The sequence below is a fragment of the Pseudoalteromonas sp. P1-25 genome (assembly GCF_001401805.1).
Taxonomy (GTDB): domain Bacteria; phylum Pseudomonadota; class Gammaproteobacteria; order Enterobacterales; family Alteromonadaceae; genus Pseudoalteromonas.
In genome coordinates this window covers 1-21,556 of sequence record NZ_LKDW01000017.1, presented here as the reverse complement: position 1 = coordinate 21,556, position 21,556 = coordinate 1, and the positions used below count along the sequence as shown (strand labels likewise).

General features: G+C 41.6%; 19 protein-coding genes. 15 read left to right on the top strand and 4 right to left on the bottom strand.

The window, feature by feature from the left end:
* Positions 1-165: 165 nt before the first annotated feature.
* The 10 genes from glyA to AN393_RS11685 all read left to right on the top strand — a co-directional run bounded on the left by glyA (position 166) and on the right by AN393_RS11685 (position 10,898).
* Positions 166-1,422 carry a serine hydroxymethyltransferase gene (glyA, locus tag AN393_RS11730; RefSeq protein ID WP_055018152.1) on the top strand — a complete coding sequence of 419 codons (1,257 nt, stop codon included), beginning with the start codon at positions 166-168 and terminating at the stop codon, positions 1,420-1,422.
* 411 nt (positions 1,423-1,833) lie between these two features.
* Positions 1,834-2,283 (top strand): transcriptional regulator NrdR, encoded by a 450-nt coding sequence (gene nrdR, locus AN393_RS11725; protein WP_004586861.1) that lies wholly within the window; start codon positions 1,834-1,836, stop codon positions 2,281-2,283.
* Between the two features lie 2 nt (positions 2,284-2,285).
* Entirely contained in the window at positions 2,286-3,419 is a 1,134-nt protein-coding gene (gene ribD, locus AN393_RS11720; RefSeq protein ID WP_055018151.1) for a bifunctional diaminohydroxyphosphoribosylaminopyrimidine deaminase/5-amino-6-(5-phosphoribosylamino)uracil reductase RibD, read from the top strand.
* Between the two features lie 16 nt (positions 3,420-3,435).
* Complete coding sequence (locus tag AN393_RS11715; protein WP_055018150.1) at positions 3,436-4,089, top strand: riboflavin synthase; 654 nt, start codon at positions 3,436-3,438, stop codon at positions 4,087-4,089.
* Positions 4,090-4,118: 29 nt separating this feature from the next.
* Positions 4,119-5,231, top strand: coding sequence for a bifunctional 3,4-dihydroxy-2-butanone-4-phosphate synthase/GTP cyclohydrolase II (gene ribBA / locus AN393_RS11710; protein ID WP_055018149.1), 1,113 nt, complete (start codon positions 4,119-4,121; stop codon positions 5,229-5,231).
* A gap of 101 nt (positions 5,232-5,332) precedes the next feature.
* On the top strand, positions 5,333-5,797 hold the full coding sequence (gene ribE / locus AN393_RS11705) for a 6,7-dimethyl-8-ribityllumazine synthase (RefSeq protein ID WP_004586865.1): 465 nt from the start codon (positions 5,333-5,335) through the stop codon (positions 5,795-5,797).
* A gap of 15 nt (positions 5,798-5,812) precedes the next feature.
* A complete protein-coding gene (gene nusB, locus AN393_RS11700) occupies positions 5,813-6,223 on the top strand; it encodes a transcription antitermination factor NusB (RefSeq protein ID WP_004586866.1) in 411 nt (136 codons plus the stop codon).
* A 94-nt stretch (positions 6,224-6,317) separates the two neighbouring features.
* On the top strand, positions 6,318-7,292 hold the full coding sequence (gene thiL, locus AN393_RS11695; RefSeq protein ID WP_055018148.1) for a thiamine-phosphate kinase: 975 nt from the start codon (positions 6,318-6,320) through the stop codon (positions 7,290-7,292).
* On the top strand, positions 7,289-7,774 hold the full coding sequence (locus tag AN393_RS11690) for a phosphatidylglycerophosphatase A (protein ID WP_055018147.1): 486 nt from the start codon (positions 7,289-7,291) through the stop codon (positions 7,772-7,774). The genes thiL and AN393_RS11690 overlap by 4 nt, the downstream gene beginning before the upstream one ends.
* Before the next feature lie 37 nt (positions 7,775-7,811).
* Positions 7,812-10,898 carry a ligand-binding sensor domain-containing diguanylate cyclase gene (locus AN393_RS11685; protein ID WP_055018146.1) on the top strand — a complete coding sequence of 1,029 codons (3,087 nt, stop codon included), beginning with the start codon at positions 7,812-7,814 and terminating at the stop codon, positions 10,896-10,898.
* A gap of 133 nt (positions 10,899-11,031) precedes the next feature.
* On the opposite strand, the gene dxs is transcribed toward AN393_RS11685, so the two are convergent.
* The 3 genes from dxs to AN393_RS11670 all read right to left on the bottom strand — a co-directional run bounded on the left by dxs (position 11,032) and on the right by AN393_RS11670 (position 14,129).
* On the bottom strand, positions 11,032-12,894 hold the full coding sequence (gene dxs / locus AN393_RS11680; protein ID WP_055018145.1) for a 1-deoxy-D-xylulose-5-phosphate synthase: 1,863 nt from the start codon (positions 12,892-12,894) through the stop codon (positions 11,032-11,034).
* Between the two features lie 102 nt (positions 12,895-12,996).
* Positions 12,997-13,884: a (2E,6E)-farnesyl diphosphate synthase gene (gene ispA / locus AN393_RS11675; RefSeq protein ID WP_055018144.1), complete on the bottom strand. Its 888-nt coding sequence runs from the start codon at positions 13,882-13,884 to the stop codon at positions 12,997-12,999.
* Positions 13,885-13,886: 2 nt separating this feature from the next.
* Positions 13,887-14,129: an exodeoxyribonuclease VII small subunit gene (locus AN393_RS11670; RefSeq protein ID WP_055018143.1), complete on the bottom strand. Its 243-nt coding sequence runs from the start codon at positions 14,127-14,129 to the stop codon at positions 13,887-13,889.
* Between the two features lie 316 nt (positions 14,130-14,445).
* Between AN393_RS11670 and pomA the strand changes: the two genes are divergently transcribed.
* From pomA to AN393_RS11650, 4 genes are all read left to right on the top strand, one after another.
* The gene (gene pomA, locus AN393_RS11665; protein WP_004586874.1) at positions 14,446-15,213 is read left to right on the top strand and encodes a flagellar motor protein PomA; all 768 of its coding nucleotides are present in this window, start codon (positions 14,446-14,448) and stop codon (positions 15,211-15,213) included.
* Positions 15,214-15,215: 2 nt separating this feature from the next.
* A complete protein-coding gene (locus AN393_RS11660) occupies positions 15,216-16,136 on the top strand; it encodes a flagellar motor protein MotB (protein WP_004586875.1) in 921 nt (306 codons plus the stop codon).
* A gap of 210 nt (positions 16,137-16,346) precedes the next feature.
* Complete coding sequence (locus AN393_RS11655) at positions 16,347-16,832, top strand: hypothetical protein (protein ID WP_055018142.1); 486 nt, start codon at positions 16,347-16,349, stop codon at positions 16,830-16,832.
* 229 nt (positions 16,833-17,061) lie between these two features.
* Positions 17,062-19,002, top strand: coding sequence for a DNA topoisomerase III (locus AN393_RS11650; protein WP_055018141.1), 1,941 nt, complete (start codon positions 17,062-17,064; stop codon positions 19,000-19,002).
* 22 nt (positions 19,003-19,024) lie between these two features.
* Here the strand turns inward: AN393_RS11650 and AN393_RS11645 are convergent, their stop codons facing one another.
* A complete protein-coding gene (locus tag AN393_RS11645) occupies positions 19,025-20,338 on the bottom strand; it encodes a M20 family metallopeptidase (protein WP_055018140.1) in 1,314 nt (437 codons plus the stop codon).
* Positions 20,339-20,432: 94 nt separating this feature from the next.
* Here AN393_RS11645 and AN393_RS11640 point away from each other — a divergent pair, with 94 nt between their 5' ends.
* Entirely contained in the window at positions 20,433-21,290 is an 858-nt protein-coding gene (locus AN393_RS11640) for a tetratricopeptide repeat protein (RefSeq protein ID WP_055018188.1), read from the top strand.
* Positions 21,291-21,556 lie beyond the last annotated feature (266 nt).

Sequence of the window (21,556 nt, the reverse complement as noted above, 5' to 3'; positions counted from 1 at the left end):
TTAAATTATTAATGAATTTATAAAAAAATATCATCTTAAAAATGCTGTGAAATAGATTCAATCCCTGTTTAAATATCCTCAACTTAAGAGCGTAGGCAAAGCGTTGTTTAAAGCGTACAATAAAGCCTCTAAAAAACACCATACACGTTGCCCTAGGAGACCCCAATGTTAGAACGTAGCATGAATATTTCGGATTTTGATCCAGAGTTATTTGACGCGATAAACAAAGAAACTGCTCGCCAAGAAGAGCACATTGAATTAATTGCATCAGAGAACTACTGTAGCCCACGCGTACTAGAAGCGCAGGGTTCACAGCTTACAAACAAATACGCAGAAGGTTACCCGGGCAAACGTTACTATGGCGGTTGTGAGCACGTAGACGTTGTTGAGCAACTCGCAATCGATCGTGCGAACGAGTTATTTGGTTCTGACTATGCGAACGTTCAGCCTCATGCAGGCTCTCAAGCTAATGCCGCTGTTTTTTTAGCGTTATTAGAAGCCGGTGACACTGTACTTGGTATGAGCTTAGCTCATGGTGGTCACTTAACGCATGGTTCACACGTAAGTTTCTCTGGTAAGCTATATAATGCTATCCAATATGGGCTAGACGAAGTAACCGGCGAAATTGATTACGCACAGGTAGAAGCGCTAGCACTAGAGCATAAACCGAAAATGATTATTGGTGGTTTTTCTGCATACTCAGGTATTGTTGATTGGGCTAAATTCCGCGAGATTGCTGATAAAGTAGGTGCTTATTTATTTGTTGATATGGCTCACGTTGCAGGTTTAATTGCCGCGGGTGTTTACCCAAGCCCAGTACCTCACGCGCATGTTGTAACAACAACAACCCACAAAACATTAGCAGGCCCTCGTGGTGGTTTAATTATTTCTGCATGTGGCGACGAAGCAATTTACAAAAAGCTTAACAGTGCTGTATTCCCTGGCGGTCAAGGTGGACCTTTGTGTCACATTATTGCTGCAAAAGCAGTGGCATTTAAAGAAGCACTACAACCAGAGTTTAAAACATACCAAGCACAAGTTGTTAAAAATGCACAAGCTATGGTTGCTGTTATGCAAGAACGCGGCTACAAAATCGTATCTGATAAAACAGAAAACCACTTGTTCTTACTTGATTTAATCGATAAAGATATTACAGGTAAAGATGCAGATGCAGCGCTTGGTAATGCAAATATTACCGTGAACAAAAACTCTGTACCAAACGATCCTCGCTCACCGTTTGTTACTTCTGGTTTGCGTATTGGTTCACCTGCAATTACCCGTCGTGGCTTTAAAGAAGCTGAGTCTAAAGAGCTTGCTGGCTGGATTTGTGACGTGTTAGACAACATCAACGATGAGTCTGTACAAGCACAAGTTAAAGAAAAAGTTAAAGCAATTTGTGCAAAATTACCTGTATACGCTTAATTGCATAAGCAGCAGTAATTTAGAGCACAACAAGGGGCCTGTTTACCTTTCGAGGTTTAATTTGCAGTAGTATGTTTGGTTTTTAGGCAAGGCAGAGTCTATGTAGTGTGGTTACTCCACACAAATAGGCGATAACGCAGCATAAATGCCAAACATGCACTGCCCTCGGGTTCGTCCTAGGGGCGATTTACTCTTTGTTGCCTACATGGATGTAGGTAAGGGGCGTGAGCAGGACGCGGAAGCTTTGCTCGGTTTTTATTTAGCCCACTAGGTTACAAACCTCGCGTCGCGATTAAATCACCCCTAGATAGAACAAATTTAATCCTGAAAGGCCAACAGGCCCTATTTTTTTGCTAAGATAAAAGGCCGCTAAATAGCGGCCTTTTTTGTTTAAAACGGAACTACCTAGTTATGCATTGCCCATTTTGTACCGCAAAAGATACTAAAGTTATTGATTCTCGCCTTGTTGGCGGAGGCCACCAAGTTCGCCGTCGTCGTGAATGTAACGAGTGTCACGAGCGATTTACTACCTTTGAAGGCGCCGAGTTAGTTATGCCTCGTGTGATTAAACAAGACGGTAGCCGAGAACCATTTAACGAAGACAAGCTACTAAATGGCCTTAATCGCGCCCTAGAAAAACGCCCTGTAAGTACTGAGCAAGTAGATGAAGTGGTTAATATTATCAAATCGCAGTTGCGTGCTACCGGTGAGCGAGAAATATCGAGCCACTTGGTGGGGGAGTGCATAATGGAGGCGCTTAAAAAGCTTGATAAAGTCGCCTACGTGCGGTTTGCCTCTGTATATCGCTCGTTTGAAGATATACGCGAATTTGGTGAAGAAATTGCCCGTTTAGGGGAGTAGTAATGCAAAGCCAAATACCGTTTACCGAACAAGATGAAATGTATATGGCGCGGGCCATCGAACTTGCGAAAAAAGGGCGATTTACAACCACTCCTAACCCTAATGTAGGGTGTGTTTTAGTTAAAGATAACCACATAGTTGGTGAAGGGTTTCATCAATTAGCGGGGCAGGGACATGCTGAGGTTAATGCGCTTGCTGTAGCAGGTGAAAATGCAAAAGGCGCAACAGCTTATGTTACGCTTGAGCCGTGTAGTCACTTCGGGCGGACCCCTCCTTGCGCAGAAGCTTTAAAATCGGCAGGTGTAGTAAAGGTGATTGCTGCGATGGTCGATACTAACCCGCAAGTAGCAGGCAAGGGGCTTAAAATACTTAGCGATGCTGGTATTGAGGTTGCTTTTGGGCTGTTAGAGAAGCAAGCGCGCGCACTTAATTTGGGGTTTTTTAAGCGTATGGAGCAGGGGCTGCCGTACGTAACGTGTAAAATGGCCGCTAGTATTGATGGTAAAACTGCGCTTAAAAATGGACAAAGTAAGTGGATTACTGGCTCAGCTGCGCGACAAGATGTTCAGTTACACCGAGCACAAAGTTGCGCTATTTTAACCGGCGCCGATACGGTCATTACGGATGATGCTAAACTTAATGTCAGGTTAAACGAACTCCCAGAGGCTTTACCTACCGAGTTACCTCTTCGCCAACCTGTGCGTGTTATCATTGACTCGCAAAATAGGCTTACACCAGAGTTGGCATTATTCAATACTCAAAGTGATATAATAATATTTACTACCAAGGTTGATAAATCAGCGCAATGGCCACATTTTGTAAGGCATATAGAAGTGCCACAGCACAATAACAAAGTTAATTTAACGTCTGTTTTAGCGCACCTTGCTAAATTGCAATTTAATCATGTTTATTTAGAAGCGGGTGCTACACTTGCCGGTAAAATGACAGAGCTTAATTTAATAGACGAATATATATTTTATCTAGCGCCAAAATTAATGGGGGGCGATGCAAAAAGCTTAGTTAATTTTGCACCGCTGACAGATATGCAAAATACCGTTAATTTGACGTTTACAGAATGTGTGAAAATAGGCGATGACTTACGTATAACCGCTATAAAACACATTCCAACCACTTAATTTGAAGAGTAGGGCTATGTTTACTGGAATAATTGAAGCCACAGGCAAAATTGCGCTATTACAAAAAAAACAAGGCGATTTAGCCATTCGCATTCAAAGCGCTAACCTTGATATGAGCGATGTAAAGCTAGGTGATAGTATTGCCACTAATGGCGTATGCTTAACCGTAGTAGATAAGCACATTGATGGCTTTAGTGCCGACTTATCAAATGAAACTATCAGCCTCACTGGGTTTGCAAATTACAATATTGGCCAAACAGTTAATCTAGAAAAAGCCATGCAGCCGGTATCGCGTTTAGGGGGGCACTTGGTCTCTGGTCATGTTGATAGCATTGCCACCATTACCGCTATTACGAGTAATGCGCGCGCAACAGAGTACTGGTTAAGCACAGATGAAAATTTAATGAAGTACATTCCTTATAAAGGGTCTGTATGTATAGATGGTATAAGCCTGACAGTAAACGCTGTCCAAGGTAATGAATTTAAATTAACCATAGTGCCGCACACAAGCGAGCAAACTACCATTGCTGATTTTAAAGTGGGCACACGCGTTAATTTAGAAGTTGACCAAATTGCACGTTATTTAGAGCGCCTTATTAAAGGGGCTGAGCAGCCAACGGGCTCAGACATTTCAATGAGCTTACTAGCTAAAGCTGGTTTTGTTAAATAACGACACTGATAACTTACACGAGCAAATTTATGAACTTACACAGCGCACAAGAAATCATCGACGACATTAAAGCCGGTAAAATGGTTATTTTAATGGATGACGAAGACAGAGAAAACGAAGGCGATTTAATCATTGCTGCGGAGCATATTAGCGCCGAAGCCATTAATTTTATGGCTACTCATGGCCGTGGCTTAATTTGTTTAACTATGACACAGGAGCGTTGCCAACAGCTTGATTTACCATTAATGGTAAAAAATAATGGTGCTGCGTTTTCTACTAATTTTACTATGTCGATTGAAGCTGCCAAAGGCGTAACAACCGGTATATCGGCAGCTGATAGAGCGCGCACAGTTCAAGCGGCAATAGCAAAGGGGGCTGTACCTAGCGATATAGTACAACCTGGCCATATTTTTCCTATTATGGCGCAACCTGGTGGTGTTTTAACGCGCGCAGGTCATACCGAAGCCGGTTGTGATTTAGCACGGTTAGCGGGCCTTGAAGCCTCATCGGTTATTGTCGAAATTCTCAATGCCGATGGCACTATGGCACGTCGCCCTGATTTAGAAGTCTTTGCTAAAGAGCATGGTATTAAAATTGGCACGATTGCAGATTTAATTGAGTACCGAAACCTTAACGAAACCACCATAGAGCAAGTGGCTAAGTGTAAGTTGCCCACCGAGCACGGCGAGTTTGATTTAGTAACTTACAAAGACACCATTGACGGCCAACTGCATTACGTATTGTTAAAAGGCGAAATTAAAGAAAACGAGCCAACTCTTGTGCGTGTACACTTACAAAGTACCTTTAACGATATTTTACTCTCGGACAGAAGTGCGGATCGTAGTTGGGGGCTTTCAGATGCAATGGCGCACATTGCAAAAAACAATGGTGCATTGGTTATTTTAGGCAAGCAAGAAAGCACTGAAGAGCTAGAGGCTACTGTTAAAGCATTTGCTGCTGCCGACACTGGTGAGAATGTTACGCCGCGTAAATTTAAAGGCACATCACGTACTGTTGGTGTGGGCTCGCAAATACTGGCTGATTTAGGTATTAAGCAAATGCGCTTAATGAGTCGCCCTAAAAAGTACCATGCACTTTCGGGCTTTCATTTAGAAGTGGTTGATTACGTTGAGCCACAATAAGGGCTGTGCTTTTAACTAGTCTATTTTTTTATTTTTATGGTATGATGCGCAGCAATTTTTGCGCAATCGCAACCGCTTGAACATATTTTTAGGGTTATCAAATGAAAATTATTGAAGGTAATAAGTACGCTCCAGGCAAAAAATTCGCTATTGTTATTTCTCGTTTTAACGATTTTATTGGTAGCAGCCTACTTGAAGGTGCTGTTGATGAACTAAAGCGTACTGGTGGCGTAGCCGATGATGACATTACCGTTGTGTATGTACCCGGTGCAGTAGAGTTACCTTTAGCGGCAAAACGCATTGCGGCAAAAAAAGAGTATGATGCAATCATCGCATTAGGCGTAGTGATCAGAGGTGGTACACCACACTTTGACCTCGTTGCTGGCGAATCTAACAAAGGCCTTGCAAATGTATCGCTTGAGTATGATATCCCGGTTGCATTTGGCGTATTAACCACAGAAAGCATTGAACAAGCAATTGAACGCGCTGGTACCAAAATGGGTAATAAAGGCGGCGAAGCGGCATTAGGCGCGCTTGAAATGGTTAATGTGTTAGATAAAATTTAAGTTTAAGGAATTTTTGTGAAACCAGCAGCAAGACGTAAAGCACGTATCTTAGCACTTCAAGCCGTTTATTCTTGGCAATTAAGTGGCAATTTAATTGCCGATATCGAGCAACAAATGTTGATCGAAAACGACGTGACTAAAATTGATGTTGAATACTTTAAAGATTTAGCGCGTGGCGTTGCCGTTAATTATAAGCAACTAGATGAAGCTGTCTCTCCGCATTTAACACGTCCATTCGATGATTTAGATATGGTAGAGCGTGCAATTTTACGTTTAAGCGCGTATGAGCTTAAATTCCGCGAAGATGTGCCATACAAAGTAGCAATCAATGAAGGCATTGAGCTTGCTAAAATATTTGGCGCTGAAGACAGCCATAAATTTGTAAACGGTGTACTTGATAAAGCTGTTAAGCATTTACGCAAGTAATACTAACTTTGCTAAAGCGCTCTACTTAAGAGCTTAGCTTTAACAGTTAGTACACGTTAAAAAGGAGAGCCGGCATAGGTCGGCTTTTTTGTGTATGAAGGAATTTGAATTAATAAACCGCTACTTTAAAGGTCGTGGTATAACTCGTCGTGATGTAAGCCTAGGAATAGGGGACGACTGTGCATTAGTTACCGTTCCACAAAACTGCCAACTGGCAGTAACAACTGATACGCTTGTATCGGGTGTTCATTTTTTTGATGACATTTCTCCCCGAGCATTAGGACACCGAGCACTGGCAGTAAATCTAAGTGATTTAGCAGCCATGGGAGCAGAGCCTACTTGGGTGTCGGTGGCATTAACCCTACCAAATATTAACCAGCAGTGGATTGAAGAGTTTACTGAGGGAATGCACGAAATTGCTGAGTACTTTAATGTACAAATAATTGGTGGCGATACTACACAGGGCCCTTTAACCGTTACTATATGCGCTAAAGGCACAGTGCCAGAGGGCAAAGCTTTACGCCGTGCAGGTGCTAAAGTGGGCGACTGGGTATGTGTAACCGGCACGCTAGGTGATGCAGGTTTGGCTATTGAATCTCGCAAGCGTGGCCTCAGTATTGAGCCTGAGAACTTAAAGTACATAAATAGCCGCTTTGATTACCCAACGCCGCGTGTTGCTGCAGGGCAAGTATTACGAGGCCTTGCTTCATCAGCCATTGACGTGTCTGATGGCCTTATAGCGGATTTAACCCACATACTTGATATGTCGCAAGTGAGTGCCAGTATAAATATCGAAAACATCCCAACCTCAGACGCTATGCGTTCAAGCCTGAGCTTTGAGGCCCAATTGCCGTATATTTTAGGCTATGGCGATGACTACGAATTACTTTTTACTGTCTCTGAAGATAATAAAAGCATGTTGGAGCTTAAATTACGCCAATATGGCGTAGAAGCAACGTGCATAGGGCAAATAAAAAGTGGCGAAGGGCACATTGAGCTTTTGCACCACGGTGAAAAATTTAATTTTGAGCAACAGGGCTTTGAGCACTTTGCCAAGGAGCAGGTTTGACTAGCAAAAAACAGTTTAATTTAAAGCGCCCACACCAGTTATTTGGCCTAGGGTTTGGCACTGGCCTTGCGCCTGTTGCGCCAGGCACCTTTGGTACATTTGCTGCTTTGCCATTTATTTTTATGACCATGTATTTTCCGCTTTGGCTACAAATCGTGTTTGCTGTGGTTATTAGTATTTTTGGTATTTGGGTGTGTGGCAAAACCGCCGATGATTTAGGTGTGCACGACCACCCAGCCATAGTGTGGGATGAAGTTGCAGGTTATTACATTACGATGATCGGCGCAGCGCTTAGTTGGCAAACCTTGCTTGTAGGCTTTTTATTATTTAGATTTTTTGATATTGCCAAACCAGGCCCGATTAAAACGCTCGATAAGCGAATGGACGGTGGTGTGGGTATAATGGCTGATGATGTACTTGCCGGTATTTTTTCACTTATTTGTTTGCAAGCGTTAATAAAAGCAGGTTTACTACCCTTTTAATTTTTGTGTTTTATTTGTTTAATTAGGTGGCAGCGAAATGATGCGATTTTTACTGGTATGTGTACTTATGTTGTGTGCCATGCCAAGTTGGGCTTCTATTACTGATTACGTTGTTAAACAATGGAATATTAAAGATGGTTTGCCCTCGCAATCGCTTAAAAGTGTTGTGCAAGATCAGCAAGGCTATATGTGGGTCGGAACGCAATTTGGTCTTAGCCGTTTTGACGGCACAACCTTCACTAATTACAACACACAAAATAGTCCTTTTTTACCAAGTAATGGTATTAATAAATTGCTCATAGATAGTAATGGCTATTTATGGGTAGGCACTAAAAGTGGCTTGGTGGTCATAAACCCACAAACGCTTGCCGCACAAGAATTTAATATTAAAGGCCCAGTTAGAGATATATTAGAAGACGCCAAAGGCAGCATTTGGATTGCAGCTAATGGGCTTTATTATGTAGACCGCAACCAAGTCGATTTACGTGATAAAGCGAACGCACTCGTTCCTATTGTTAATGCCACCGTGATCACCCAAATAGTGGGGTCGGTTAGTCAAATGGCGCTTTCTCCAGAGGGGATTTGGCTGGTTAACGACCGTCATTTACTACGCTTAACTAAAAGCGCCTCTGATTTTTCAAAACTCAGGTTGGAATTAACAGCGAAGGTATCATTGCCTGAGCGGTTAGCACAAACCATTGTTCATGATCTGTCTTTTTTAAATGGTAATTTATACTTAGCCTCTGAACTGGGTGCCTACTTTTTAGATTTAGACGATGAGCTAAGACCTTTCCCGCTGCCGAATGCAAATAACTCAGCTGTGTATAAATTTATGAGCGACACCAATGGTGGCTTATGGGTTTCTACGTATGGGCGACTGCTTTTTAGAGCTAAGTCGGGTGAATGGCAATGGGTTGAGCCAAGTCAACTTGATCAAAGCATTTGGTTTGCTGATATTTACCACGATAGCCAAAATAATATTTGGCTTGCCAGTTTCAGCGAGGGCTTATGGCTTGCACACGAAGGACGTATTGAACGCCACTCTGCTTTATCGCAAATGACCGAGGCCGTTATGGCAATTAGCCAAGCGCCCGATGGAAATTTATGGGTGGCAAATAAAAGTGGTATTGGGTATTTCGATTTAAATAAAAACTTTGTTAATAAAATACCCAGTGCGCAATTTGGGCGTGCAACCGTACACGATTTACAGTTTGATGGCTCACGTTTATATATCGCAACCGGACGAGGGCTGTTTTTTTACGAGCAAGATAAACTATACAGTTTTCCGGGCAGAGCCCTGCGCGACAACCCTGTATTTGCTATTAGTCCATCAAGCAAAGGGGGCTTTTGGATAGGTACAGGGCGTGGCTTGTATAGGCTGAGTTATGGCGGGTTAACACCCTTTGCATACAATGCCTTTTTAGGCAGTAAATTTATAACTTATGTGCTTGATAAAGCAAACTTTGGTGTAATAGGTACCAGTAAAGGGGCGTATTACTTTACTGACCGAGGCATTGAAAAAATAGGTGACCAAACCTCGCTCGAAAGTGCATACATCACCAGCGTATTACACATAGACGGGGTAGGTATTTTAATAGGCTCGCTTAACGACGGCCTATTTTACAGAAGTTTACAAGGGCATTGGCGACAGTTAGATGCAGCCAACGGCTTACCCTATGGTTCTATTTTTAGCTTAGAGTATGACGAAACCTACAAGCGTGTATGGGTAAGTACCATGAAAGGTGTTTACCGTATGCCTGTAGCGCAATTTAAAGGCGAGGTGTCGAGCCTAAAAGTGGAAGAGGTTATTTCTTCTTTTGATAGGCAACTTGATGGTAAAGCAAGCCAATGTTGTAACGGTTTAGGGCATGATGCTGTTGCCATGACAGATTATTCAATTTGGTACCCAAGCTTACAAGGCATTGTAGAAATACCTAAAAATACCGAGCTATTTGGCTTAAATGTATTAAAGCCTAAAGTAGAAACACTGACCACACCACTGCGCGCGTTAACTACCGCTGCATTAGGCGAAAAACCTCTGCTAGATACCGATGAGCGCGATATAACGTTAAAGTACACCGCCATCGATTATTATGCGCCAAACAGTATTGAGTTCAGGTATAAGTTAAGTGGTTTAGATAGCGATTGGCGCTATGCTAATTCACGCCGAGAGGCCATTTATACAAATTTACCGGCAGGGGCATTTTTATTCGAGCTTGAGGCAAAACGTCAAGGCGAGGATTGGGATAGAGCACAAACTGCCGAGTACGCATTTATTGTACCGCAGCGTTTTGACGAGACTATTTACTTTAGGCTACTCATTGTTAGTGGCTTTATTTTACTATTTTACTTTATTTTTTGGGTATTTAGAGCGCAAGAGCGACGCAAGCAAGAAGTACTCGAAGCCCTGGTTACAGAGCGTACATTAGAGCTGCGTCAAGCCAATGACAAGCTAGGCCAAGTAAACTCACAACTTAAACTTGTTAGTCACTCAGATGAGCTTACAGGGCTTCGTAGCCGTCGCTTCTTATTTGATCAACTTCCTAAAGATATTGAGCACTTTCAACGTAATGCGCAGTCTTTACAAGCGCAAGGCAAGTCACTTGTGCTGCTTATTATTAACTTTGATAATTTCAGCCGTATAAACGATGCATATGGACCAATCGCAGGGGATAGTTGTTTACAACAAATGGCAGCGTTACTTAATTCGCGTACCCAAGGCTCGGACTATGTAGCTCGCTGGAGTGGGGATGAATTTTTATTATTACTGCGCGACTTTAAGTGCAACATGATTGACAGCTATGCCTCTGATTTATGCCAAGCAATTGCATTAAATTCGTTTCAACTACCGAACGGTAAAACCACCAATATAACGGCGTCATTAGGGTGGTCTTTTTACCCACTGCCACTTTTAGGTGGGCAAGTAATCAGTTGGGAAACGTCGATAAATTTAGCCGATATAGCGCTTCATCAGGTTAAAAAACGCGGTGGTGATGGTGTCGCTAATATTACGTTTGATAAACAGTTAGATGCGTTTGAGTTTGAGCAAAATTCGAATGTAGATCAGCAGCTGGGTATTTTACAAAGTAATGGCTTAGCAGATATTAAAGTGTGGATGCGATAAAGTTAAATCGATACCTTTTACATGCGTGTTGCTATTGATAGATAAACTAAACCTATGAAGTAATCAGAAAGCTAAGCTGTACAAGACTTAGCTAAAAAGAAAGGAGCTTAAAAGCTCCTTTTTTTTTGTTTAATTAAGCGATAAAGGATTTTATTGAATTTAAAATGCCTTGTTCGCCTAAGCCCATTTCATCATGCATTTGCGCTTGAGTGCCGTGCTTAATAAATTCATCAGGAATACCTAAGTTAAGCACTTTTAGGCTGGCTTTTTGCGCTGCTAAATATTCATTAACAGCAGAGCCAGCGCCACCACAAATAGCGTTGTCTTCAAGCGTTACTATTACATCATGAGTTTGGCCAAGCTCATCTAATAAACGTGTATCAAGTGGCTTAATAAAGCGCATATTAACTAGCGTTGCACCTAGCTCATTTGCAGCAAGTTGGGCGTTTTCAAGCAAAGTACCAAAGGATAAAATAGCAATTTTAGCGCCGTGCTTAATGGTATGAGCTTTACCTAGTTCTAATAGTGTCATTTCGCTTTGAATATCGGCAGTACCGGCACTACCACGTGGGTAACGAACTGCTACAGGGCAATTAGCTTTATAACCGGTGTAAAGCATATGGCGGCACTCGTTAGTATCACTTGGGGCCATAATAACCATATTGGGAATACAGCGCATGAAGCTTAAGTCGTACGCACCTTGGTGTGTTTCGCCGTCGGCGCCCACAATACCTGCGCGGTCTATAGCAAAAAGCACAGGTAGTTTTTGCAGTGCAACATCGTGAATAAGTTGATCATACGCACGTTGTAAAAAGCTCGAGTAAATAGCTACAACGGGTTTTAACCCTTCACAAGCAAAACCGGCCGCCAATGTAACAGCGTGTTGCTCTGCTATAGCTACATCGAAATACTGCTCTGGGTGTTCTTTTGAAAAACGCACCATACCTGAGCCTTCACGCATTGCCGGTGTAATAGCCATTAACTTTTTATCTTGCTCGGCCATATCACACAACCAATCACCAAACACCTTAGAGAAAGTGGCGGCGCCAGGTTTAGATTTAGGTAAGCTTGATGTATTAGGGTCGAACTTTGGTACACCGTGATAACCAATAGGATCAGCTTCTGCCGGTTTATAGCCTTTTCCTTTTTGCGTTTTTATATGTAAAAGCTGAGGCCCTTTCAAATTGCGCATATTACGCAGTGTATCAACAAGCATATTTACATCGTGGCCATCAATTGGGCCAATGTAATTAAGACCTAGTTCTTCAAAAAAGGTGCCTGGAATAACCATTCCTTTTAGGTGCTCTTCTACTTTACTGGCAAGCTCTTTAACAGGAGGCACGCCAGAGAGTAACTTTTTACTGCCTTCGCGAATATTTGTGTAAAAGCTGCCAGATAAAATACGCGCAAAGTGATTGGTTAACGCACCGACGTTTTCAGAAATCGACATTTCGTTATCATTTAAAATGATTAACATGTCAGATTTTACATCGCCTAAGTGGTTCATGGCTTCAAATGCCATTCCTGCTGTAATGGCGCCATCGCCTATAACGGCAACGGTTTTACGGCCTTTGCCTTCTTTTTGAGCTGCAATAGACATACCGAGCGCAGCTGAAATAGAGGTGCTTGAGTGCCCAACACTAAACGTATCGTATTGGCTTTCTTCACGAAAAGGAAAGGGGTGTAATCCATCTTTTTGACGAATTGTGTGCATTAAATCGCGTCGGCCCGTTAAAATTTTATGCGGGTACGCTTGATGGCCCACGTCCCACACTAGGCGATCTTCTGGTGTGTTATACACATAATGAAGCGCAACGGTAAGCTCAACAGTTCCTAAACCAGACGCTAAATGGCCGCTACTTTGCGAAACAGAGTTGAGTAAATAGTCTCGTAACTCGTTGCTAAACGCAGGGAGTTTATCTTGCGCTATGTCGCGTAAGTGGGCTGGTTCGTCAACCAAGTTAAGTAATGGATACTTGCTACTATCAAGTGTCATGGTATTTATTTTATCCTTCGCTAACAGCGGTGCTAACTTAGTCGTTGTTACCGCTGTTGAGTAATAATGTCAGTGCTAAATGGCAATACGTATATGTAACACTCAATGGTCACGTTTAATCAGGTAGTTTGCCAACGCCGCTAGAGTAGAGGTATCAGCATCTATTTTGTTTAATGCCTGATGTGCTTGCTCTATTAAATCTTGCGCCATTTGTTTGGCACCTTGCATACCTAATAGGGCCGGATAAGTTGCTTTATTAGCAGCTAAATCAGAGCCTTGTGGCTTACCTAAAGTAAATGTGTCACCTTCAACATCTAAAATGTCGTCGTGCACTTGAAATGCCAGCCCTATAGCATACCCAAAAACACTTAAGTTTTCTAAGGTTTGTTTGTCTGCTTTTTCGCTACATAATGCACCTAAAGTAATGGCACAGTTTATTAAAGCACCCGTTTTTAATCTATGAATTCGTTCAAGCTGTTGTACTGTAATCACTTTATCTGTAGCTGCAATATCTAACCCTTGCCCGCCTACCATGCCTTCAAGCCCAGATGCTTTAGCCAGTGCGCTGATCATTTTTACTTGTGTTGTCGCGCTGCAAGTAAAATTATGAGACGAAATAAGCTCAAAGGCTAATGTTTGTAGTGCATCGCCCGCTAAAATTGCATGCGCATCATCAAACGCTATATGGCAAGTTGGGCGCCCGCGGCGAAGGTCGTCGTCATCCATGGCTGGTAAATCATCGTGTACTAACGAGTAGCTATGAATACATTCAATAGCAGCAGCAAGGGTGTCTAGATCTTGCTTATTAGCTCCGAGCATTTCACCACTTGCGTAGACTAAAAAGGGACGTAAACGCTTGCCACCGTTAAATAAGCCGTAATGCGTGGCTTCTTTTACTATGTGTGCGGTATCAAGGGATTGATCAAAGTACTGTTGCAGGGTCTTTACGACATCTTGTTGAGCACATTCTATTTTTTCTTGTATGCTCACGGTTATTCCACTTCATTATTAAAGGAAGTCAGCGCTGCTTTTTCATCATTACCCATTAAAATAGAGACTTTTTGCTCGGCTTGTTGCAGCTTGCCCGTTGAGGCGTTTGCTAAGGCTATACCACGCTCAAATTGTTTTAACGACTGTTCAAGCGATAAGTCACCTTGTTCCATGTCACCGACAATGGTTGATAATTCTTCGAGAGCTTGTTCAAAACTTAGGTTTTCAGGTTTTTTAGTCGCCATGTTTAATTTCAGCCAGCATGATAAATTTAGGAGCCAATTTTAGGGGGAATGCTAAACTAGGTCAAAGGATGATCGCTGTTTTTTGAGTTATATCAGTTTAAATCGTATTTTTATAACGTATAAGATGCGTATTAGCCCCCACTGTGTACAATAAAAATTAATTAGTCGCTAGGCGAGTAGGGTATCTTGATCTAAAATTAGGCAAAACACAGTGTTTTACACTTTTTTCAAAAATGGCTTAAGTATTTCAGTATCTTGCCGATAAGTAGTTAATAATAAAAGTTTGAATAACAAAGTATAATACTTTGGAGGAAATGTGGATTTAGCAACCATAATTGGGATCCTTGGCGCAATTGGTTTAATTGTCATGTCCATGTTTATGAGTAGTAGCGGCGAAATGGGGATGTTTGCCGATGCACCTTCTAGCGTAATTGTATTTGGTGGCTCACTATTTATTGTGTTATCAAACTTTACCTTGTCGCAGTTTTTGGGCATAGGTAAGGTTGTTGGTAAAGCATTTATGTTTAAAATCGAATCGCCAGAAGAGCTTATCGAAAAAGCAGTTGAACTTGCTGACTCTGCTCGTAAAGGCGGTTTTTTAGCCCTTGAAGAAGCCGAAATACCAAACCCTTTTATGCGAAAAGGGGTAGATATGCTCGTTGATGGCCACGATGCTGATGTAGTTCGTGCCACGCTTCAAAAAGACATTTCTTTAACTACAACTCGTCACGAACTGGGCGCCGGTTTATTTAAGTCACTTGCCGATATAGCCCCTGCAATGGGTATGATAGGAACGTTAATAGGCTTAGTTGCTATGTTATCTAACATGGATGACCCTAAAGCCATCGGCCCTGCAATGGCGGTGGCATTGTTAACGACTTTATATGGTGCATTTTTAGCAAATGTAGTGGCTATTCCTATTCAGGTAAAACTGGAGCTTCGTAAAGACGAAGAAGCGATGAATCAGCGTCTAATATTGGATGCTATTTTAGGTATTCAAGATGGCCAAAACCCGAAAGTAATTGAAGGTATATTGAAAAACTACCTTGCTGAGTCTAAGCGCAAAGTAGATACCGAGGAGTAACCATGTCTGATCAAGAGTGCAAATGCCCACCGCCAGGTTTGCCTGCTTGGATGGGAACATTTGCCGATTTAATGTCGCTTTTAATGTGCTTTTTTGTACTTTTGCTCGCGTTTTCAGAAATGGATGTACTTAAATTTAAGCAAATAGCAGGCTCGATGAAGTTTGCTTTTGGTGTTCAAAACAAAATAGAAGTAAAAGACATTCCAAAAGGGACCTCAGTTATTGCTATGGAATTTACTCCTGGCAAGCCAGAGCCTACCCCGATAGAAACCATTCAACAGCAAACCGTTGAAATGACCCAGCAAATGCTTGAGTTTCAAGCGGGTGATGAAAGCTCCGCTGGTGGTAGACAAGAACAACGTGGCGATAAGCGTGGTGGCGAGTCACGTAGTACATCGCAGCAGCAATCTTCAGAGCAAGCAACTTCAGCGGCCGATCAAGAACAAACTAACGAGCTAGTGAAAAAAATAGCGCAACAGCTCGAAAAACAGATTATTGATGGTGCAATCGAGCTTGAATCCCTCGGTCAGCAAATCATTATTCGTATCCGTGAAAATGGCTCGTTTCCTTCTGGCAGTGCTTTTTTACAACCTAAGTTTAAGCCCATAATTCAAGATATTGGTGAGTTATTAAAAGATGTACCTGGCGAAATTACAGTATCGGGTCACACCGATGATTTTCAGGTTTCTAACGAGTTATATATTAATAACTGGGATTTATCGTCAAAGCGTGCTGTGGCGGTAGCAAGCGAATTACAAACGGTACAAGGGTTTGATAAAAACCGCATGATGGTAGTAGGGCGTGCTGATACTCGCCCACTTGTGCCTAACGATTCTAATGAAGACAGGCGTAGAAATCGCCGAGTAGAAATATCAATCTTACAAGGTAAGGCTAAAGAGTCAGACCCTATTGATGTGCGCTAGGTTATTGCCTGACGTTATACTTTATTAAATTAGTTTCATTTTAAGGTACTTTATCCCTTGAAGTATCTTGGCAATCTCATCATTTTAGCTTAAAGTACATTTCCTTAACATATGTAATGGACGTGCTGTGAAAGTTATAATTAAATATTGTGACATGCCAGGTAACGGTGATGGAACCGACGATACAAAAGAAAAATAAGGTAAAACATTTTGCCTGAATGGTTTTTGTATTTCGTTAGTATTTTAAGTAAAAGCTGGGTTTTTATGCTAAGCCCGGCTCTTTTTATATTTTTTATATTTAAAGATTACCTAGCCTTTAGATTTGCATTACTGACCGCCGCTTTTTTCTTTTTTGGAGGGATAACAGCCTCTAGCTTGAGAGAGTTTGACGATATTTATATCTATCGTTATTTAGTATGGGCGGCTACCGATATTATATGGATGGCGTTAATAGCTTACTGGGGAATAAAAGATAAAGTTTATTTATGGCAATGCGTTATTGGTCAGTTAGTGGTTATTGGCGCACCTATATTACAATTATTCAGATTAGTTGACCGTCACCTTTGGGATTTAGCGTACAGCACCATTATTTATAAAACGTTAATGCCCTTTATCAATATTGGCACCGTCATAGTGTGTTATTTACCTTTAATTATGTTTTTCGCTAAAAAAAGTAATACCAATCCGCATAAGTAAGTGATCTATTTTGAGGATGGATAAACGTGTTGATAGCAAGGCAATAAATTCGCTATTCAGTTGTTCTAAATGAGAATTTTTTAACGCAGATAGCGACACGTTTAGCCCTGCAAAATGATCAGATATTATTGCGGATTGGTATAATACCCCCTCAAAAATAGAAAGCGCTCCACCTTCTAAATAGCTGTGCTAAACTACTGTTTATATAAACAGTTAACGAGCAACTCCCATGAAACTCTATATCGCAGAAAAGCCATCACTTGGCAGAGCTATTGCTGATGCACTGCCTAAACCACATAAAAAACACGATGGCTATATAGAAGTGGCTAATGGTGACTGTGTCTCGTGGTGTATCGGGCACTTGTTAGAGCAAGCTGAACCTGATGATTATGATGCGCGTTTTAAAAAGTGGCAATTTGAACACCTTCCCATAGTGCCGGAGCAGTGGCAGCTCAAGGCAAAAACGAAAACGCGTAAGCAATTAACTATTTTAAAAAAGCTAATTAAGCAGGCATCAGTACTCGTGCATGCGGGCGATCCCGATCGCGAGGGTCAACTTTTGGTAGATGAGGTAATAGAGCAAGCCAAAATAAGTAAAACCAAAAAGCAAAGTATTCAGCGTTTGCTAATAAGTGATTTAAATCTAGCGGCGGTAAAAAAAGCACTCAACCACATGCGTTCAAACCGTGAATTTATTCCACTTAGTGTATCAGCGCTTGCGCGTTCACGTGCAGATTGGTTATTTGGTATGAACCTTACACGTGCTTATACACTGGCGGGTCAAAAAGCAGGTTTTGGCAATGTGTTGTCGGTGGGTCGTGTACAAACTCCAATTTTAGGCTTAGTGGTTAATCGAGATAACGAAATAGCTAACTTTGTATCTAAACCATTTTATGAAGTGTTAGCACATTTATTAACTTCCGAGCAGCAAAGCTTTGTGGCCAAATGGGTGCCAAGCAAAGCCTGCGAGCCTTATCAAGATGAAGAAGGGCGTGTATTAAATAAAGCACTCGCTGAAAATGTTGCCTCGCGAATAGCCAATCAACCGGCTGAAGTCACTGCGCTCGAGCAAAAACAAAAAAAACAAAGCGCGCCACTGCCTTACAATTTATCGGCACTGCAAATAGATGCAGCAAAGGCATTGGGTATGGCAGCTCAGCAAGTGCTCGATATTTGCCAAACGCTCTATGAGCGCCATAAGTTAATTACTTACCCTCGTTCCGATAATCGTTATTTGCCTAAAGAGCAGCATTTAGATGCGCCTGCAATTTTAAAGGCAATTGCAGCTAACGGCGGTCAAAATACTGAGTTTGTGAATGGGGCAGACGCTAAAAAACGCAGCAAATGTTTTAACGATGCAAAAGTGGCTGCGCACCATGCAATTGTTCCTACCGCCAAACAATTAAAAACAGCGACTTTGGCGCCTGATGAGGCAAAAGTGTATCAACTTATTTGCAGGCATTACCTAATCCAGTTTTACCCCGATTACATTTATAACGAAACCAAAGTAGAGGTAACCATTGCGGGAGGTTTATTTAAAGCCAACGCAAAGCAAGACGTAAGCTTAGGGTTTAAGGTATTAATGGGTAAAGCCGAGCTAAAAGATGAAGCAACCTTGCCTCGTTTAACAAAAGGAATGGCGCTTAACTGCACTAAAGGTGAAGTGGTAGAAAAACACACTACGCCACCGTCTCATTTTACTGATGCAACATTGCTAAGTGCCATGACCGGCATTAGTCGTTATGTAAAAGATGCGCAAATTAAAAAAATCCTCAAAGAGACCGATGGATTAGGAACAGAGGCAACCCGCGCAGGAATTATCGAATTATTATTTAGGCGTCGTTTTTTAAAACGAGAAGGTAAAGCAATTAAAGCAACGCAAACAGGTTTGGCACTTATTAGTGTTTTACCAGAGGGCTTAGCTAGCCCCGATTTGACCGCTAAATGGGAGGCGAGTTTAGGCAATATTGCTCAACAAGCAATGAGCTACCAACAATTTTTACAGCCACTGCTGGTGGAGCTTGAAGGTTTTGTACAGCAAGCAGCTAGTTGTGATAGTCATGTATTTTCAAAGCTTCCTAAAGCACCGCCTAAAAAGCGCTTTGCTAAGCGTGGTAAAAAAACACCATTTAAAAAAACAAATTATAAAAAGAGCTCAGCAACCACTTAATTGCTGAACTCTCAAATACGGCTTACTTTTTATTAAATAACGCGACTGCAGCGTTACTCATGGCTTTTATACCGGTCGGTAATGCTACTTTATAATCTGGCGCAAATTTACTTGAGTGTAATGAGGGAAGTGTTTGGTTACTTTTCATCGCATTTGTATATTGCTGTTGGTTTACTCCACCTAGCCAAAATAACGTAATAGGAATGTTTTCGTCAGTTCTACCGTACAGCCCAAAATCTTCACCAGCCATAACCGCTTTTGTCTCAAGTACATTAGTTTCGCCAATTGCATCAGCAATAGCGCTCCTAACAATATTAGTTTGCTGAGGGTTGTTGTAAGTAGATGGAATAGATTCATCTTCATGAACGTGAACAACAGGGTAGTGCGACTTAGTAAGGCCTGCACTTTGAGCAATACCGGCTGTAATACGTTTTATAGCGGCTATTTGCGCCGTACGCACCTCTGGGTTGTAGCTTCTAAGCGTAAGCTGAAGTTTTACTTCATCGGAAATCACATTATGCTTTGAACCACCATGAATAGATCCCACAGTCACAACAGAAGGCTCAAGTGGAGAAAGCTCGCGACTTGTGATTGTTTGTAATGCTAATACCGTACGCGCAGCAATAACAACTGGGTCTACGGTAGTGTGCGGGTAGGCGCCGTGTCCGCCTTTGCCTTTTATAGTTATATCTACCGAATCAACACTTGCCATAGTGTATTCATTTTTCATTGATACCTTACCCGCAGGCACGCTGGCACTCACATGCAGCGCAATAACATGATCAGGCTTAGCATATTTACTAAATAAGCCTTCACTTAACATAGCTTTTGCGCCACCGCCAACTTCTTCTGCAGGTTGAGCAACCATCATTAACGTTCCTTGCCACTTATCTTTGTGGGCAATAAGTTGCTCAGCAGTACCAATAAACGAGCTCATATGTATATCGTGGCCACAGCCATGCATTACACCTACTTTATTCCCATGCTCATTGGTCACTTGTACTTTAGATGCATAAGGTTTACCGGTTTGCTCTGTGATTGGTAGGCCATCGGTATCAGTACGAATCATTATTGTAGGGCCGGTGCCATTTTTATAAATCCCTACCACACCATAGCCGCCCACCTTATCTGTTACATCAAACCCAAGTTTTGTTAATCGCGATGCTATTTTTTGACCAGTTTCTTTTTCATGATATGAAAGCTCTGGAGATTGGTGTAAGCCGAGGTAAAACTTTTCAATAGCTGGCATACTCTTAGTTAAATCTAAGTTTAGGGGCTTAGCATAAGTAAGTGGGCTTGCTATCATAAATGCTGCAGCTAGATAGGTGATTTTCATGTTTTCCCTCATTATTTGAAAGTATTTAATACTTGTATTTATTATGTTCGTCTCCATATAAAAACCTAAATAAATGAATATGGCAATTAATTCAATGAGCAACATAGTTAGTATCAACGCACAAAACCTTCAGCAAGTACTCGGTGAAACATCACAACAAAAGTTGGTGCTGCTTAACTTCCACTCGCCACAAAGTCCTGAGTGTATTAGCCAAATCGGCATATTAGAAAATTTAGCTACGCAATATAAAGACCATATTGTAGTGGCTAACCTTGATTGTGACGTAGAACAAGCACTTGCCTCGCAATTAGCGCAGCAGGTTGGTTTGCAAACCTTACCTACACTTGTATTGTTAAAAGATTCAGCGCCAGTCGATTTATTAGCGGGCGTGCAAACAGACGCGCAAATTCGCGAAGCCCTGAGTAAGCATTTACCAGCGCAACAGGACCTACTTCTTGAACAAGCAAAACAAGCATTGTTAAAGTCGGATCTAAATGCTGCATTTAATTACGCAAAGCAAGCGTATGAAATAAACAGTGCAAACGCCCGTATAAAGCTTGTATTAGCTGATATATGTATTCAAATACATAAGCTAGATGATGCTCAAGCACTTATTGATACAATTGACGCCCAAGAGCAAGATGCTTACTTTCATAACATAAAAGCAAAATGCGAAGCGGCCCTCGAAGCTACCGACTCGCCAGAGATAAATGAAAAGCAATCTCAAGTAGAAAAGTACCCAAATGATTTAGACTTAAAAACAGAGCTAAGCCAATTGCTAAACGATGCAGGACGAAAAGAAGAAGCACTCGAAACACTCTTCAGCGTACTTAAAAAGGATCTTAACTTTAATGACGCTAAAGCAAGCTTTTTAGCAATTATCGCTTCTCTACCAGATGGAGATGCACTTGCAGCGAAATACAGAAGAAAGCTATATAGTATTTTGTATTAATACCCGTAGTTAATAAATTAACTAAAAAGCACCTTATAGGTGCTTTTTGCGTTTTATACATCGTTATATTTAAAACAAACTGGGCTTTGCATATAGGTTTAGTTTGTTTTTTGTACTTGCTTTGGCCCTTTAGAGTGAAAAATACACGAAATAGCTTTTATTTATAGTTTTTATTAAAAAACGCTTGCGTAAAAATCCGTTCTCCCTATAATGCGACCCCACTGAGACGGCAGAGCGCAACGCATAGCGATGAACGAGCTAATCAG

Bases quoted from the DNA above. Each gene is read 5' to 3' on its own strand.
- AN393_RS11645 (WP_055018140.1), bottom strand. From the start codon at position 20,338: ATGAAAATCACCTATCTAGCTGCAGCATTTATGATAGCAAGCCCACTT.
- ribBA (WP_055018149.1), top strand. From the start codon at position 4,119: ATGAACTTACACAGCGCACAAGAAATCATCGACGACATTAAAGCCGGT.
- nrdR (WP_004586861.1), top strand. From the start codon at position 1,834: ATGCATTGCCCATTTTGTACCGCAAAAGATACTAAAGTTATTGATTCT.
- AN393_RS11715 (WP_055018150.1), top strand. From the start codon at position 3,436: ATGTTTACTGGAATAATTGAAGCCACAGGCAAAATTGCGCTATTACAA.
- AN393_RS11650 (WP_055018141.1), top strand. From the start codon at position 17,062: ATGAAACTCTATATCGCAGAAAAGCCATCACTTGGCAGAGCTATTGCT.
- AN393_RS11670 (WP_055018143.1), bottom strand. From the start codon at position 14,129: ATGGCGACTAAAAAACCTGAAAACCTAAGTTTTGAACAAGCTCTCGAA.
- glyA (WP_055018152.1), top strand. From the start codon at position 166: ATGTTAGAACGTAGCATGAATATTTCGGATTTTGATCCAGAGTTATTT.
- thiL (WP_055018148.1), top strand. From the start codon at position 6,318: ATGAAGGAATTTGAATTAATAAACCGCTACTTTAAAGGTCGTGGTATA.
- dxs (WP_055018145.1), bottom strand. From the start codon at position 12,894: ATGACACTTGATAGTAGCAAGTATCCATTACTTAACTTGGTTGACGAA.
- ribD (WP_055018151.1), top strand. From the start codon at position 2,286: ATGCAAAGCCAAATACCGTTTACCGAACAAGATGAAATGTATATGGCG.
- AN393_RS11685 (WP_055018146.1), top strand. From the start codon at position 7,812: ATGATGCGATTTTTACTGGTATGTGTACTTATGTTGTGTGCCATGCCA.
- AN393_RS11660 (WP_004586875.1), top strand. From the start codon at position 15,216: ATGTCTGATCAAGAGTGCAAATGCCCACCGCCAGGTTTGCCTGCTTGG.
- AN393_RS11640 (WP_055018188.1), top strand. From the start codon at position 20,433: ATGAGCAACATAGTTAGTATCAACGCACAAAACCTTCAGCAAGTACTC.
- ribE (WP_004586865.1), top strand. From the start codon at position 5,333: ATGAAAATTATTGAAGGTAATAAGTACGCTCCAGGCAAAAAATTCGCT.